The sequence below is a fragment of the Moraxella oblonga NBRC 102422 genome (assembly GCF_001598275.1).
GTDB classification, from domain to species: domain Bacteria; phylum Pseudomonadota; class Gammaproteobacteria; order Pseudomonadales; family Moraxellaceae; genus Moraxella; species Moraxella oblonga.
The window spans coordinates 45880-60270 of record NZ_BCYQ01000003.1 but is presented as its reverse complement, the minus strand read 5'-3'; the positions used below and the strand labels follow the sequence as shown (position 1 = coordinate 60270).

Below are 14391 nucleotides of genomic sequence, written 5' to 3'. Positions count from 1 at the left end.
TGCTTGGTTAATTGGGGGTGGATTTTGCCTTTTCAATGGGATTTGATGAAGGTATGTGTTGCTTAATCCGATGAATGAGTGACATCAATAACGCAAATTCTTTTTTATCTAATTGTACTCGGTTTGCCAATCTTGTCAAGCGGTTGGGTAGGTTGGCTAAATTATCGTCATTGGCAAGATTTAATTGTACAAATAAGTCCAAAACTGCTTTTTGTAATTTGGTGTTGTCATCAAAAGAGATGGCCGGCTCGTCCCAATCTGTGCGGTGTGTGATGTCAAGAGTATATTTGGGTTTATGTTTGTTATAGCCATGTTCATCATTGGCGGGGGTATGAAAATGGGCGTAGATAAAACTTGCGATAACTTGCACACTACTTGCGACATTAAGTACAGGATAGGTTGGGTTAGCAGGGATTTGGATATGATAGTGGGCGAGGGCAAGCTCATCATTGGTAAGCCCTCTGTCTTCACGCCCAAAAACCAAAGCCACACTAGATGTGGGGTTTTTATTTAAAAAATCATCAATCACCACCGCAGACTGACTGGGTGTGAGTATGGGGCGTGGCATATGGCGACAACGTGCCGATGCCATAAGTATTAGTGAGTGGGGGGAGAGTGCGTCATCTAGCGTATCTACAATTTTGGCATGATCTAGCACACACGCACCACCTGCACTGTTGGCATAACTGGTGTCATCAATGGGCAGGCGTGGATTGACCACCGTTAAATGTGATAAGCCCATGGTGTGCAATGCCCGAGCGGTTGAGCCAATGTTGGCAGGTAGTGTGGTGTTTACTAGTATGGTGTGGATTTGGCATAATTTATTTAACATAATCTATATAAACTCTAAACTCTAAAATTTTAAAAACAACAGAAACAAAAACAGGGGAGGGGGAAAACCCAAAAATTTACGATTTTAAACCCATTGCATAAGTTGCCACCATGGGTTTGATAAATGGCACCTTATCAAACGCAACCAAACCGACATTGCGAGCCAGTTTCATAATAGAGCTAGTACTGGTAAAACTACCAACAACCGTATCACAAAATTTGATGACTCGATGTTGGTCTTTTTGGCGAGATTTGGCGTATTGTTGCAATCTTGATGTATTACCAAAATCAATCCCATGAGCGAGATTTTCTCCCAAAAGATTTGCCAAAGCATGAGCATCTCTAAGACATAGATTAAAGCCTTGACCTGCCACAGGGTGTAGCGTGTGAACAGCATTACCCATTAATACACACCTTCCTACAACTTGTCTATGAGCCAAGACCTTAGTCAGCGGATACGCTCCTCGTTTGCCTGCTTTAATAAATGTACCTGCTTGATTACCAAATACATTTTGGAGCGTGGCTAAAAAATATTCATCATCATCTAAATAACGTTGCTCCTCTCCTTTTGGACAAATAAATACCACCGAACGGCGATGTATATCGCCATTATCGGTCAATGGTAATACCGCCAAAGGTCCCGCCGTACTAAAACGTTCAATCGCTACATGGTTGTGAGCTTTATCTGTTTCCACCACACCAACAATACCTACTTGGCGATAATCATGTGTATCTACACCCACCCCAAGCAGTTGGCGACTGGGCGAATGCTGACCATCACACGCCACCACAAGGGAAGCTGATAATGTCAATGGAGTGGAGTTGCTATCCGTCAAAGCTGACACCGTTACGCCTGCTTCGTTTTGATGAATATCGGTAACATTCGTTTTATCAATCAACGTAATTAAAGAATTGGCTTTAACGGCTTGCAGAAGCACACGCCCAAACCATGCATTTTCCATCACCACACCAAAGCTCTCTACTTTTTCAGCGTGTTTATCTAATGTAGCTTGCCCAAATCCACCAAGCTCACTAATCAGCACTTTATCAATACGGCAGGCGTGACTAGATAGTTTATCCCACAATCCAATTTGGGTATAAATCTGTACCGTACGTCTAGATAGGGCGGTGTTGCGACAGTCTAGATAATACTGTCGTTGAGTATCTTCGCTTGGAGAAATGGTGGGGTAGGCAACTTTTTCAAGAAGTGTGCTTTTAATGCCCCGATGAGCAAGCAATAATGCAAAAGAAAGTCCCACATGACCACCACCGATGATGACGATATGATTTTTGACATCTGACATAAAAGTTCCCAAGATAAATTTAGTAGGGCAAAAAAACAAAAACCCTTGAAAAATCAAGGGTTTTCATAATGGTACCAGTGGTCGGACTCGAACCGACACGCTTATTAGGCAACGGATTTTGAATCCGTCGTGTCTACCAATTTCACCACACTGGCATAAGTGGTTAACAGAACTGCTTGCTATGGGTGCGTATTATACGCTATTTTTGCCGTAGGTCAAGCAGTTTTTACTAAAATTTTTTAAAATTCATTAAAAATTTTATAACTATTTGATTTTAATCATAAATTTTAAATACTCGTTGCAAAGCGGACGAGTTCCCTCACGGCTGACCATCACCACCGAGCCTGCAATCGGCTTTTCGTATCGACTTAGAAAAATGGCGGACGGGTTGGCAAATTGCTTTTGCTGATGGCATTTTAAAATAAATATGTTTAAATAAGTCGTAGCTATTCATGGATTTAAATAGGTTTTGGGACTTATTTATCAATAGAATGCTAGCATTCAAACCAAACTACAAACAAAGGGCAATGGTAATCGTTAGAATGGTTTGATTTGATAAAAGTTGCATTATTATTCACCAAAAGTTATAATATAAAAAATTAAATGATTTTATACGCATAACCGTTCGTATAATGCCCAAATCAATACTTTTTTAGCCATATCCAAATGACAATAACCACAAAACCAAAACAACTTTAAATTCCTATGATAAACCATAAAAATACCAATCCAATATCCCTTACCATAAAGAATTTATCATTATGGCAATTTACGATTGTTCATAGTTTTTTGGCGGTTTTATTATTTTTTAGCAAAATTTTAGCCAACGGTATTACAGGTCTGATTTATCTATTTTTGTTTTTATTTTTACCAATGATTGGGTTTTTATTCACTTTAAAGAACAGCAAAAACAATTACAAATTGTTAGTATTTTTTCAATTTCTTGTCTGGTTTTGTACCTTATCTATTTTGGGTTATCTTGATGATAATTTTTTAAAATTTGATTTTGGTTTGATTGTATTTCCACAAGAGAATTTATTACAAAATTTATTGGTGATTATTGGTTTTCTCTTCTTTGGTATTTTCTTTTTATCGCTCACAAAATACGCCAATAATAATAAAAAATCCCTAACACCTTTGATTTTTATCCCAATTATGATAGAATTTTATGTAGATGGTTTAATTGGTATGGTCATCTCATTTTTTCTCATCGGGGCGATGGCTGTTTGGGTAATGCGATTATTATTAGAAAATTCTTTTAAAAAATCACAAATTATCAATCTGATACTTAGCATCATTTCTTTAATTTTTTTTGAAGCAAATGCTTATTACCAAAATCATTTAACCAAACATAATACCAAAACAATTTTAAATCAAGTCATAGAATACAAAAACAAAACAGGTCAATACCCTAATAGTGAAACTATTATGATTGACCGTGATTATATTAAATACCATTTTAATAACCAAAATACAGACAATCAATGGCCTTATTTTTATTGGCAAGAATTTAAAAACCCTTATTGCCGTCATCGGTTTAATTTTGAAACGCAAGAATGGGTAAGATATTGCACAGATTAAAACATTAGTTACAATTTTTTAATATCATCATCGCTTAATCCTGTGGCTTGTTGAATGGTTTTAATCTCTACACCCAAAGACTTTAAGTTTTTGGCGGTTTCTATAATACCCAAAGCAATACCCTCCTCCCTAGCTGTATCCAAAGAGTTTTTTAAATCACGGTAATATTTTAAGCTGTTTTCATAGCTTTTGTATTCATCAGGACTAAAATTGGCGATTTTGGCTCGTTCAAAAAATTGCAAAAAAATGCTTTCTGTTAATTCATTTGGAACACTATCAAATTCTGATAAATGCTTAAAAGCATACAACCATTTCTCAAAATTATTATTTAATTCACTCAATGTCTTTTTAAATTTTGGCATTGATAAATACACAAAAGTCAATTTATCATAAAATACCTCACCTGTGTGTAATTCTGTTAATTTGACATCATAACGATATTGATTATTTTGTTTATCATCATCAAAGACAAAATCCAAAATGGCAATGGTATAAATATGGGTCAATTCAAAATCCCAAGCATCGCCCTTTTGGGCTTGCTCACGAATGGGAAAAGTAGCATAATAAATACTACGGTCTTTAAAAAACTTTTGTTTGGTTTTTTGTAATTCTACAATAAATTTTTCGCCTCGCTCATTGGTACAATACAAATCAAAAATTGCCTTTCTATCTGGCAGAGTATTGCCAAGATTTTCATTATTTAAATATTGAATATCAATAATTTTACCTTGCTCTTGATAGAGTAATTCATTTAAAAAATGTCTTAGCAATTCTTTATTTGGTTCTGTTCCAAATAAATGCTTAAAACCAAAATCGGTAAAAGGATTGATAAATACATTTGCCATTATTTTCTCCTCATTTATACAATCTCAAATGCTTTATAAATTGCCGTATCCAGTCTATCCACCGCAATAATGCTTATCTTTGCAAAATTTTTATCGCCTGCTTTGGGGGCATTGGCAACAGGAATGATGGCGTGGGTAAAGCCGTGTTTCATCGCCTCTTTTAGGCGTTCTTGACCGTTTGGTACAGGGCGTATTTCGCCAGACAAGCCCACTTCGCCAAACACGCAAAGCCTTGATGGGAGCGGTTTTTCTTTGATACTAGACGCACAAGCTAAAAGCACCGCCAAATCAGAGCCTGTCTCCATCACCTTCACCCCGCCCACGACATTGACATAGACATCTTGCCCACTGGTATGAATACCGCCGTGGCGGTGCATTACCGCAAGGAGCATCGCAAGGCGTTGATAATCAAGCCCAAGCGCCATTCGTCTTGGCTGACCTTGCGAGTCGTCCACCAACGCTTGCACCTCGACCAACAGCGGACGAGTTCCCTCACGGCTGACCATCACCACCGAGCCTGCAATCGGCTTTTCGTATCGGCTTAGAAAAATGGCGGACGGATTGGCAACTTCCTTTAAACCTGTGTCGGTCATTCCAAAAATCCCAAGCTCATTGACCGCCCCAAAACGGTTTTTGACCGCCCGAATCATTCTAAAACGACTATCGCTCTCGCCCTCAAAATACAGTACCGTATCCACCATATGTTCAAGCACCCTAGGGCCTGCCAAAGCCCCTTCTTTGGTTACATGTCCCACCAAAAATAGCGCCGTGCCTGTTTGTTTGGCATAACGGGTCAAAATCGCCGCCGTTTCACGAATTTGAGCCACACCCCCAGGGGCGGATTGTATCATTTCGGTAAACAAAGTTTGAATAGAATCAATAACCGCCACCGCAGGTTGTTCAGCGGTGAGTGCCTGACAGATGGTCTCTACATTGGTTTCCGCCAAAACACGCAAACGGTCGGTTGGCAGTCCCAAACGCACCGCACGCATTGCCACTTGCGACAAGCTCTCTTCGCCTGTGATATAAAGGGCAGAACCTGAGAGTGATTGACTGCCTGCCATAAAAATAGCGGTTTGGAGCAAAATGGTGGATTTGCCAATACCAGGGTCGCCACCAATCAAGACCACCGAACCTGCCACAAGCCCCCCGCCAAGCACACGGTCAAACTCGCCAATGCCTGTGGGCATACGGGTTTCTAACGAAAAACCGACATTGTTTAGGGTCATTACGCCACTGGTTGCCCCAGCATAGTTGCCTGTGCGAGAGGTGGGCTTGGTGCTTTTGCTTTTGTTGTGGTGGGGCAAGGCGACACTCACACTTTCTACCAAAGTGTTCCATTCGCCACAATCGGCACATTGCCCTGCCCATTTGCCATAATTGGCACCGCAAGATTGGCAGACATAGGAGGATTTTTTGGACATTTTTAAAAATTTTAATAAAAATAAAGCCTATTATAGCAAAAATTTGTTATAATCACACATTATTTAAAATTAAAATCCATTTCAATGCCATTTGACAAAAATATCCTTGCCACTCTTAATATTGAAAATGATTGTATTATGGTTGTAGATAGTCATTTAGATAATTATTTAAAGCCAATCAATGATTTTCCCAATCTTCATTTAAGCCATTATCCCAATGATTTATTTGATACATATGATTATTTTTGGGATAGATTACACGATGGCGATGATAAATACTCTATGAATTATGCTAATATTTATATGGCATATTTATTTCATCATTTAAACATAGATGTTGTCAATATTTTATATCAAAATTATTTAAAAACCTTACAAGGCGAATTGGGTTTAATTTGTTATTGGCAAAAAGAATGGTTAAACTATATTTTTAAAGTTAAATCTGCCAAAGAGTTAAGACAAGTTGATAAAAAGCAATGGATTGATACAATCACAAACCATTTAACAACATTTAAATCCCAAACTCCCCCAAATACGCATTAAACTTGGCGTTTTTTATGGCGTTTATATAATTTTGCCAAAATTCATCAAATTCATTGGGTAAATTGGTGCAATAATTTTTTAATTCTTTGTATTGATGTTCATAATATTGCTGGCTGGACAATGTTTTATAATTGCCATTTAAATAAACTTCATATTGACGATGATAGATTTTTTGACCTTCAAAAAATAAGCCAACTTTATCCAACCCAATATTATCCCTTTGACATTCATTTTTTAAAGTTTGGAGCATCAGTTTAATATCATCTGGGCGAGTTAATAAGGGTATCAAATAAGTCAAATCATAAAAATCCTTAAAGCGTGGATTAACAATGCCTTGATGAATTTTCCACGCCATTTGAATGGCAAGTGGTACACTATATGGCAAATAAATCACATCATTTAAAGTAGCATAAAGTGCTTGTACAGGTTCGCTTAAAATATCCAAATTAAAGGAAATATCCAAAGAAATAACCACCTCATTACCCAAAACATCCGCATAAATTCTACCATTGACCGTTGGAAAATCTTGATTCATTTGATAATCTATTCCATTCCAACCATCATATTTGGAAAATCTTTTAAATACCACGCCATCATTCATTGGCATTTGGGTAATTTTATCCGCCCAATCATCAAATAATTGTTCGGTTTTATTGACATCTTTAACACTACCAAAATAGACAAAATCCAAATCATTGGGTATTCTAAAATCAGCATTTTCAAAATAAGTGCGACTAATGAAACTACCCTTCACCATAAAAGGTTCATAACACTCACCCATTCGCCTTAAAAACGCTTCATTGGCAATCAATTTTAGTAATTGTTGCTCTGGCAAATTGGGATAATGGTTTTGGTAATGTTCAATGATATTCATTCTTTAAATATTCCTACCATTTTTTGCCATAAATTTTTTGGTGGTTCTTGATTTGGCATTATATTATCCTGTATTGGCATTTCTGTGATTTCATTTTGTAAATTAGGATAGTGCAACGTTAAATTTTCCAATACAAATCCCGCTTGTTGCATACTTTCTTTAAATTGTTCAAACAAAATCTTATTATTACCTGGTGAACTGTCTGGTAGCAATGGAAAATAACATTTTTCAAAATGGTAACTATATTCAAAAAATATTTTTTGATAATCATATTCAAAGAATGATTTTACCTTATCAATTTCAATATTGTCTTTTTCGCATTCTTGTAATAAGGCAAAAATCACATCATCAATCATTTGTTGATTATCCACCTTTTTTACCAAATAAGTCAAATCATAAATATCCTTTAAGCGTGGACGGACAATGGTTTGATGAATTTTCCACGCAATTTGTAGAGATAATGGCGTGGTTTTGGGATAAATAAATTCATCAGTCGGTGTTTTATAAGTTAATGGCACAGGCGGAAAGGGAATGGGTAAATTAAATGATACACTTAAAAATAATCTGTAACACTCATTGCCAATATAACAATCTATATCCGTCATTACCGTTGGAAAATCATCGTGCATTGCATAGTCAATACACCGCCAAAATTGATTTTCTCTAAAATCCACAAAATGCAATCCGTCATCTAATGGCATTGTGGTTATCTCAATCAACCAATTATCCAACACTTCACGAGCGGTCTGTGCATCAGGTAAATGTGTTAAGCAAACAAAATCAATGTCCATTGGAAAACGGTCATTGGGGCTGTTAAAATATTGGCGAGTAACCAAACTGCCCTTTAACATAAATGGGGAATTTTCTAATTTTGCCGTTCTACGAATAATGGCTTCAAAAATACATAAATCTCTTATCATTTCCTTATCATCAATATCAGGAAAAGCGGAATAATATTTTTCTAAAATGGTATTTTCCAAAAACGGCTTTGCCCATCCATCATCAAGCGTTAATTTATCATCATAAATACAATATTCGGATTGTTGTTTGATTAAATTGAAATAATCCTTACCCAGAATATTACGATTTAACTTATCAATAATTTTTTCAATACCTTGATAAAATTCATTTTTATCATAATTTCTATATGTAATAAAACGGATATTTTGTTGATGTTTTAAGGCGTTTTTGGAAATATGAGCTGGAATGTCAAGACTTTCTACGGCATATCTTAATATTTGCAAACCTTGATTATCTTTATAAAATTCAACTTTCCCATGCCATTCAAAATACCCTTTGGTATTAGGAAATTCTGTGATATACTCATCGTATTGGTCAGCAGGGATTTCAATTTTGGTACGAATGATTTCAAAGCCTTGATTGAAAAATTGCGGTTTTAGTGTATCAATTTCCGCCAAAATTTCGGTTACATTATTTGCTTTTTTGACATAAGTCATCATTGGTTGCTGGGTATATTCACCCATTGGCAATTCAATCAAAATGGCTTTACCACCCAAATTTTGACAAAGGTTTTCAAAATCGTTAATTTTATCATTATTTAATTCATTAACCGTTAAATGGATTTCAAATAAATACATAATAACTCCTTTCATTTTAAAATAATTATTTTAAATTCTTTTAAAGATATAAAAAAACACCCCAAATCAGGGGAGATTTGGGGTATAAATTGTAAAACCAACTAAGATGGCGCAGCGGACGGGGCTCGAACCCGCGACCCCCGGCGTGACAGGCCGGTATTCTGACCAACTGAACTACCGCTGCTAAGGTCGCTATCAAGGTATGTATGGTGGGCGGTAACGGATTCGAACCGCTGACCCTCTGCTTGTAAGGCAGACGCTCTACCAACTGAGCTAACCGCCCCTTACATCACTTGATGTGTTGCGTATTATATCGGTTATTTTTATATTGTCAAATTCTTTTTGTAAAAATATCATTAAATATTTTATAATATATTGAATTTAATAGATTATTTTTCAAATAATTATCTGTTTTGTTGTTTATTTTATTAAAAATATTGATAAAATATCATATTTTTATCATTAAAATTTACAAAAATTTGTACTATAATAGGCATTTTCAATCATTTCATCAAAATTAATATGAGTTCATCAACTAACAAATTAAAAAATTATGAATTTTTGGTGCTACCCCGCCAAAGCATTTATTGGCTTGCTATCGTACTGACGGTTGTGGGAGCGTGGATAGCCAACTGGTGGCTATTTGGAATCGCCCTAATTTTTACCTTGATTGGCACACATGACATTTTGCAAACTCGCCATGCTGTTTTAAAAAATTATCCCATTTCTGGGCATATTCGCTTTTTCTTGGAAAATTTTCGCCCAGAAATTCGTCAGTATTTTTTAGAAACTGACCAAGATGAAGTGCCATTTTCACGCCAGCAACGCTCATTGGTATATCAACGTTCTAAAAACCTAGATAGTACCACCGCTTTTGGTAGTATTAATAGTTTACAGACAGTGGGTAGTGAGTGGATTTTGCATTCTGGACTTAGCAAAAAAATCGTAGATAGCAAATTCACTGTTCGTATTGGTAATGAACGGTGTGCCAAGCCTTATGATTTGTCTATTTTTAACATTTCGGCAATGAGTTTTGGGGCGTTATCAGCCGCTGCCATTGAGGCTTTAAATCGTGGGGCAAAAATGGGGGGATTTGCCCATGATACAGGCGAGGGCAGTATCAGTCCTTATCATAAACATGGTGGGGATTTGATTTGGGAACTTGGTACGGCATATTTTGGTTGCCGTGATGAAAATGGACAGTTTAACCCCAACACATTTGTCCAAAAAGCCAGTCTTGACCAAGTAAAAATGATAGAAATCAAGCTCTCACAAGGGGCAAAACCCGGCAAGGGTGGCGTGCTTCCCGCCTCAAAAATCACCGCAGAAATTGCCAGTACTCGTGATATTCCTATGGGGATTGATTGTATCTCGCCTGCTGGACATCTAGAATTTAGCACGCCCAGAGAGCTGGTTAAATTTTGGCAAAAATTGCGTGAGTTGTCAGGGGGAAAACCAGTCGGATTTAAACTATGTATTGGCATTCCATGGGAGTTTATGGCGATTGTCAAGGCAATGATTGAAGAAGATAATTATCCTGATTTTATCGTTATTGATGGGGCAGAAGGTGGTACAGGAGCTGCACCTGTGGAATTTATGGATACGGTGGGTATGCCATTGGTTGATGCGTTGATTTTTGTACAAAATACGCTGGTCGGTGCAGGTGTGCGTGATAAAATCAAGATTGGCGTGAGTGGTAAAATTGTTAGCGGTTTTGATATTGCTAAAATGATGGCGTTGGGGGCAGATTGGTGCAACTCGGCTCGTGGTTTCATGTTCGCATTGGGGTGTATTCAGTCTCGTTCCTGCCACACCAACAAATGCCCTGTGGGGGTTGCCACCCAAGACCAATCTCGCCAAAAAGCACTATATGTACCCGACAAAGCAGAGCGTGTCAAAAATTTTCATGCCAATACCTTAAAAGCATTGGCGGATATTGTTGGCACAGTGGGGCTTGACCACCCAAGTCAGCTTCGCCCTCATCACGTGGTGCGTCGTCAGCCTGATGGTTGGATTAAACTGCTATCAGAGCATTATCAGTTTATAGCCACAGGCTCGCTACTGACTGGTGATTGTGGTCGCAAGGTGTTAGATGATATGTGGAAACTGGCTGATCCTGACAGTTTTCAGGCGATGGGCATTGCTGATGAAATCGTTAATGCGGTCAATTTACGCATTCGCCATATCTCCTAATTTCTCAACCAATAAAAAAACAGGAGTAAATCCTGTTTTTTTATTGGTTGACTGATAATCCAGATACTTATTTTTCAATCCATTGACGGATTTTTTCACGTTCTGACTCACTAGAATTGAGCCAAATTTTCATAAATCCGTCCAAATTGTCGTCGCCAGCATTGGGGGTAAGATTTGGGGTGTTTACAGGTGTGGTATTGGTGCTAGGCGTATCCAATGAAGCAATGACTTTTTGGTTGGCTTGAACAGCATTATCACGATGAAATAAGCCACCCAAACTGGCACCCAGTCCTGATAAAATACCTTCGCGTTCTGTTTGGGTGTTTTCTTGAAATAAGATTTTACCTTGTTGAGAGATGGCAAGACTTGGATTTTTGGCATATTCTTTGGCAGAATGGTAATTGTTTGGTTGGTTTGGCATAATAAGCTCGTATTGACCATCTGACAAATCGGCGGTAATGGTGATGTTACCTGATTTTAGATAATCGTGTTCACGATTTAAATCAAATAGGCGATCATAACGAGCAGTAATGACATGACGACCTTTGTTTAGCGTAAACTCACGTTTTAGGGGTTGTAATGCCCCATGTTTGATTTCTTGACCGTTGATGGCGGTAACTTTGATGTTGTCATCAACCATAAGTTTAACTTCGGCAAAAGCATTCATGGTTAAAAGCGAACCGATAATTGCAGTGATGAGAGTGATTTTTTTCATAAATTTTTCCTTGTGTTGTGTGGTTACTGGTCAGTATCAGCAGTATAACGGCTGATTTCTAACAAAACAGTTTTTCTTTGAATGATGGCTTTGGCTTCTTCTATGGTCTTTTTGGGTACTTGGGGGCGTGTCAAATGGGTCAGTAGGGGAGAAATACTGTCTAAGACCTCAATAATTTCACCAGCAGTATGAGGTCCTTCTTTGACTAAATACTCAAAAATGCTGTCAGGCAATCGCCAGCTTTTACGGCGTAAAATGGCACGAAGTAAAGTTGCTCTATCGCTTTCTAGGGTGCTACTAGGTAGCTTTATCATGGGGGCAAGTGATAATCTTGTTACCAAATCAAGTAGGGCGATATCAAGTTCACGGGCAGGCGTGTCTGCCAAAAATACCAATTGTTTGTGCTGTTCACGAATGCGGTTGATGAGATGAAACATTGCCTCTTGCCAGACATAGTTGTTGTTGATAGCTTGTATGTCATCTAAGATAATCAAATCAAACATTTCAAGGTTATTTAATGCATCAACATCATCATCGTCAATCAAGTCTATCAAGGATAGGCTTATGGCATTTTTTTGTTGGGTGATATAGGCGTTATAAATGGATAATGCCAGATGGGTTTTGCCAACGTATTTTTCCCCAAAAATATAAAGTTCAGAAAGTTGTCCCAAACACAATTTATCTACTGCTTGTATGATGGAGGTGTAGTTTTGAGCGTCAAAATCATCAAGGCTAGCCTCTTGACGCACATCAAGGTTAAAAGAAGGTTGAAATGATGTCATGTATGACCCAGACAATTGATTTATAATAATGCAAAATGCCTTATATATAACATATTTAAAAAATTTTGCAAGTTTTTTGTTAAATTTCCCCATAATTTTGCATTTTGTGGCAAATTAACACTAAAAATAGCAATTTTTTGGTATAATCGTGATGTGTTATCATTGTTATTGGTTATTAAGGATTTTTATGACAAGCTCTCTTAGCTACAAAGACGCAGGCGTGGACATTGACGCAGGCGAAGCACTCGTACAGCGTATCAAATCGGTGGCAAAGGCAACCTCTCGCCCAGAAGTTATCGGCGGACTTGGCGGATTTGGGGCATTGTGCCGTATTCCACAAGGCTACAAATCACCGCTTTTGGTATCTGGTACGGACGGCGTTGGCACAAAATTAAAGCTGGCATTGGACTTAAACCAGCACGACACCATCGGTCAAGACTTGGTGGCAATGTGTGTCAATGACCTTTTGGTGTGTGGGGCAGAGCCACTGTTTTTCCTAGATTATTATGCCACAGGCAAGCTAGATGTCGATGTTGCCGAAAGTGTGATTCGTGGCATTGGCGATGGTTGTAAACTCTCAAACTGTGCCTTAATCGGTGGCGAAACAGCAGAAATGCCCGGAATGTACCACGGCAATGATTATGATTTGGCAGGCTTTTGTGTCGGTGTGGTGGAAGAAGAGGAGGTCATCACAGGGGCAAATGTGGCACAGGGCGATGTACTGATTGGACTTGCAAGCTCTGGCGTGCACTCAAACGGCTACTCGCTTGTACGCAAAGTGATTGAAGTGTCAAACACCGATTTAAAAACCGCTACCCTTGACGGCAACCCCCTAAAAGATGTCCTCCTTGCCCCCACCAAAATTTATGTCAAATCCATAAACGCCCTACAAAAAGAGCTGGGCAACACAAGCATTCACGCAATGGCACACATCACAGGCGGTGGCTTAACCGAAAATCTGCCACGAGTATTGCCTGATGAGCTGTCCGCTCAAATTGAGTTAAATTCTTGGCAATTCCCCCCCGTCTTTCAATGGCTACAAGAGAAGGGTAACATTGAACAAAACGAAATGCTTCGCACCTTTAACTGCGGTGTGGGCTTTGTGGTGGTTGTTCCTTTTGATTTGGCAAACAAAGCCATTGACTTTTTGACCACACAGGGCGAGACGGCTTGGAAATTGGGGCAAATTGGCAAACGAGACGATAAAGCGGTGGTTTATTTGTAATTAACGCATTTAAAAAGGGGTATTTTCATGAATAACTATGATAACGAAAACAACATAGAAAATACCCCTGTTTTAAGCAAAAAATTATCGCCCTTAGACTGTCAATTATTTGAAGTTGTCTATATTTCTGACGATTTTAATGAGGATTTGGGCGATGAATTTTGGTTTGGCGAAAGTCAAGAAGGAGAATAAAAATGCAAACTTCTACAATCAATCAAGCTACTTTATCACCACAAGTGCAAGCCATTTTGCCCATCTTGGAAAATCTCAAAGACGAAGATTATGATTTTTTATTCAATTTTTTAACCAAAAAAAATATTAAAAAATCAGAGCAAACCTTGTCATTAAGCCGTGAAGAAATCGCCAAAAAACGCCTAGGATTTTTTCAAGGTCAGATAACAATGAGTGATGATTTTGATGACTATCTTGGCGATGATTTTTGGTTTCCAGAAGATGATATTTTGTATAAGTGATAA

The 14391-nt window shown here is 37.9% G+C and carries 14 protein-coding genes and 3 tRNA genes; 6 read left to right on the top strand and 11 right to left on the bottom strand.

The window, feature by feature from the left end:
• Positions 1–7 precede the first annotated feature (7 nt).
• From MOB01S_RS00690 to MOB01S_RS00680, 3 genes are all read right to left on the bottom strand, one after another.
• Entirely contained in the window at positions 8–832 is an 825-nt protein-coding gene (locus MOB01S_RS00690) for an RNA methyltransferase (RefSeq protein ID WP_066800085.1), read from the bottom strand.
• 76 nt (positions 833–908) lie between these two features.
• Complete coding sequence (locus MOB01S_RS00685) at positions 909–2135, bottom strand: FAD-dependent monooxygenase (protein ID WP_066800081.1); 1227 nt, start codon at positions 2133–2135, stop codon at positions 909–911.
• A 69-nt stretch (positions 2136–2204) separates the two neighbouring features.
• Positions 2205–2290: transfer RNA gene (locus tag MOB01S_RS00680), tRNA-Leu, on the bottom strand.
• A 1000-nt stretch (positions 2291–3290) separates the two neighbouring features.
• Between MOB01S_RS00680 and MOB01S_RS12275 the strand changes: the two genes are divergently transcribed.
• Positions 3291–3716 carry a hypothetical protein gene (locus MOB01S_RS12275; RefSeq protein WP_157073851.1) on the top strand — a complete coding sequence of 142 codons (426 nt, stop codon included), beginning with the start codon at positions 3291–3293 and terminating at the stop codon, positions 3714–3716.
• Between the two features lie 8 nt (positions 3717–3724).
• On the opposite strand, the gene MOB01S_RS00670 is transcribed toward MOB01S_RS12275, so the two are convergent.
• Both MOB01S_RS00670 and radA read right to left on the bottom strand, forming a co-directional pair.
• Positions 3725–4561, bottom strand: a complete 837-nt coding sequence (locus MOB01S_RS00670; protein WP_066800075.1) for an Rpn family recombination-promoting nuclease/putative transposase — start codon at positions 4559–4561, stop codon at positions 3725–3727.
• A 14-nt stretch (positions 4562–4575) separates the two neighbouring features.
• Entirely contained in the window at positions 4576–5985 is a 1410-nt protein-coding gene (gene radA, locus MOB01S_RS00665; RefSeq protein ID WP_066800072.1) for a DNA repair protein RadA, read from the bottom strand.
• A gap of 84 nt (positions 5986–6069) precedes the next feature.
• On the opposite strand from radA, the gene MOB01S_RS00660 reads away from it, so the two are divergent.
• Positions 6070–6528, top strand: coding sequence for a hypothetical protein (locus MOB01S_RS00660; protein WP_066800069.1), 459 nt, complete (start codon positions 6070–6072; stop codon positions 6526–6528).
• On the opposite strand, the gene MOB01S_RS00655 is transcribed toward MOB01S_RS00660, so the two are convergent.
• The 4 genes from MOB01S_RS00655 to MOB01S_RS00640 all read right to left on the bottom strand — a co-directional run bounded on the left by MOB01S_RS00655 (position 6497) and on the right by MOB01S_RS00640 (position 9283).
• Positions 6497–7402 carry a nucleotidyl transferase AbiEii/AbiGii toxin family protein gene (locus MOB01S_RS00655; protein ID WP_066800066.1) on the bottom strand — a complete coding sequence of 302 codons (906 nt, stop codon included), beginning with the start codon at positions 7400–7402 and terminating at the stop codon, positions 6497–6499. The two genes, MOB01S_RS00660 and MOB01S_RS00655, sit on opposite strands and share 32 nt — an antisense overlap.
• Positions 7399–9000: a nucleotidyl transferase AbiEii/AbiGii toxin family protein gene (locus MOB01S_RS00650; protein ID WP_066800063.1), complete on the bottom strand. Its 1602-nt coding sequence runs from the start codon at positions 8998–9000 to the stop codon at positions 7399–7401. The genes MOB01S_RS00655 and MOB01S_RS00650 overlap by 4 nt, the downstream gene beginning before the upstream one ends.
• Positions 9001–9107: 107 nt before the next feature.
• Positions 9108–9184 (bottom strand) — tRNA-Asp (locus MOB01S_RS00645).
• Between the two features lie 23 nt (positions 9185–9207).
• Positions 9208–9283 (bottom strand) — tRNA-Val (locus MOB01S_RS00640).
• A gap of 239 nt (positions 9284–9522) precedes the next feature.
• On the opposite strand from MOB01S_RS00640, the gene MOB01S_RS00635 reads away from it, so the two are divergent.
• The gene (locus tag MOB01S_RS00635) at positions 9523–11193 is read left to right on the top strand and encodes an FMN-binding glutamate synthase family protein (RefSeq protein WP_066800060.1); all 1671 of its coding nucleotides are present in this window, start codon (positions 9523–9525) and stop codon (positions 11191–11193) included.
• Between the two features lie 67 nt (positions 11194–11260).
• Here the strand turns inward: MOB01S_RS00635 and MOB01S_RS00630 are convergent, their stop codons facing one another.
• Together MOB01S_RS00630 and MOB01S_RS00625 are read right to left on the bottom strand one after the other, a co-directional pair.
• On the bottom strand, positions 11261–11908 hold the full coding sequence (locus MOB01S_RS00630) for a DUF2057 family protein (RefSeq protein ID WP_066800057.1): 648 nt from the start codon (positions 11906–11908) through the stop codon (positions 11261–11263).
• A gap of 23 nt (positions 11909–11931) precedes the next feature.
• Complete coding sequence (locus tag MOB01S_RS00625) at positions 11932–12690, bottom strand: DnaA ATPase domain-containing protein (protein WP_066800180.1); 759 nt, start codon at positions 12688–12690, stop codon at positions 11932–11934.
• Positions 12691–12877: 187 nt separating this feature from the next.
• Here MOB01S_RS00625 and purM point away from each other — a divergent pair, with 187 nt between their 5' ends.
• The 3 genes from purM to MOB01S_RS00615 are packed head-to-tail and all read left to right on the top strand — an operon-like array spanning position 12878 to position 14388.
• Positions 12878–13915, top strand: coding sequence for a phosphoribosylformylglycinamidine cyclo-ligase (gene purM, locus MOB01S_RS00620; protein ID WP_066800055.1), 1038 nt, complete (start codon positions 12878–12880; stop codon positions 13913–13915).
• Positions 13916–13942: 27 nt separating this feature from the next.
• A complete protein-coding gene (locus MOB01S_RS12270) occupies positions 13943–14107 on the top strand; it encodes a hypothetical protein (RefSeq protein WP_157073849.1) in 165 nt (54 codons plus the stop codon).
• A 2-nt stretch (positions 14108–14109) separates the two neighbouring features.
• Positions 14110–14388, top strand: a complete 279-nt coding sequence (locus tag MOB01S_RS00615) for a hypothetical protein (protein WP_066800052.1) — start codon at positions 14110–14112, stop codon at positions 14386–14388.
• The last annotated feature ends 3 nt before the right edge of the window (positions 14389–14391 follow it).

What these genes read in the sequence shown, in the direction of transcription:
- MOB01S_RS00655 (WP_066800066.1), bottom strand. Translation starts at nt 7,402, where the DNA reads ATGAATATCATTGAACATTACCAAAACCATTATCCCAATTTGCCAGAG.
- MOB01S_RS00690 (WP_066800085.1), bottom strand. Translation starts at nt 832, where the DNA reads ATGTTAAATAAATTATGCCAAATCCACACCATACTAGTAAACACCACA.
- MOB01S_RS00685 (WP_066800081.1), bottom strand. Translation starts at nt 2,135, where the DNA reads ATGTCAGATGTCAAAAATCATATCGTCATCATCGGTGGTGGTCATGTG.
- MOB01S_RS12270 (WP_157073849.1), top strand. Translation starts at nt 13,943, where the DNA reads ATGAATAACTATGATAACGAAAACAACATAGAAAATACCCCTGTTTTA.
- MOB01S_RS00635 (WP_066800060.1), top strand. Translation starts at nt 9,523, where the DNA reads ATGAGTTCATCAACTAACAAATTAAAAAATTATGAATTTTTGGTGCTA.
- purM (WP_066800055.1), top strand. Translation starts at nt 12,878, where the DNA reads ATGACAAGCTCTCTTAGCTACAAAGACGCAGGCGTGGACATTGACGCA.
- MOB01S_RS00650 (WP_066800063.1), bottom strand. Translation starts at nt 9,000, where the DNA reads ATGTATTTATTTGAAATCCATTTAACGGTTAATGAATTAAATAATGAT.
- MOB01S_RS00625 (WP_066800180.1), bottom strand. Translation starts at nt 12,690, where the DNA reads ATGACATCATTTCAACCTTCTTTTAACCTTGATGTGCGTCAAGAGGCT.
- radA (WP_066800072.1), bottom strand. Translation starts at nt 5,985, where the DNA reads ATGTCCAAAAAATCCTCCTATGTCTGCCAATCTTGCGGTGCCAATTAT.
- MOB01S_RS12275 (WP_157073851.1), top strand. Translation starts at nt 3,291, where the DNA reads ATGATAGAATTTTATGTAGATGGTTTAATTGGTATGGTCATCTCATTT.
- MOB01S_RS00630 (WP_066800057.1), bottom strand. Translation starts at nt 11,908, where the DNA reads ATGAAAAAAATCACTCTCATCACTGCAATTATCGGTTCGCTTTTAACC.
- MOB01S_RS00615 (WP_066800052.1), top strand. Translation starts at nt 14,110, where the DNA reads ATGCAAACTTCTACAATCAATCAAGCTACTTTATCACCACAAGTGCAA.
- MOB01S_RS00660 (WP_066800069.1), top strand. Translation starts at nt 6,070, where the DNA reads ATGCCATTTGACAAAAATATCCTTGCCACTCTTAATATTGAAAATGAT.
- MOB01S_RS00670 (WP_066800075.1), bottom strand. Translation starts at nt 4,561, where the DNA reads ATGGCAAATGTATTTATCAATCCTTTTACCGATTTTGGTTTTAAGCAT.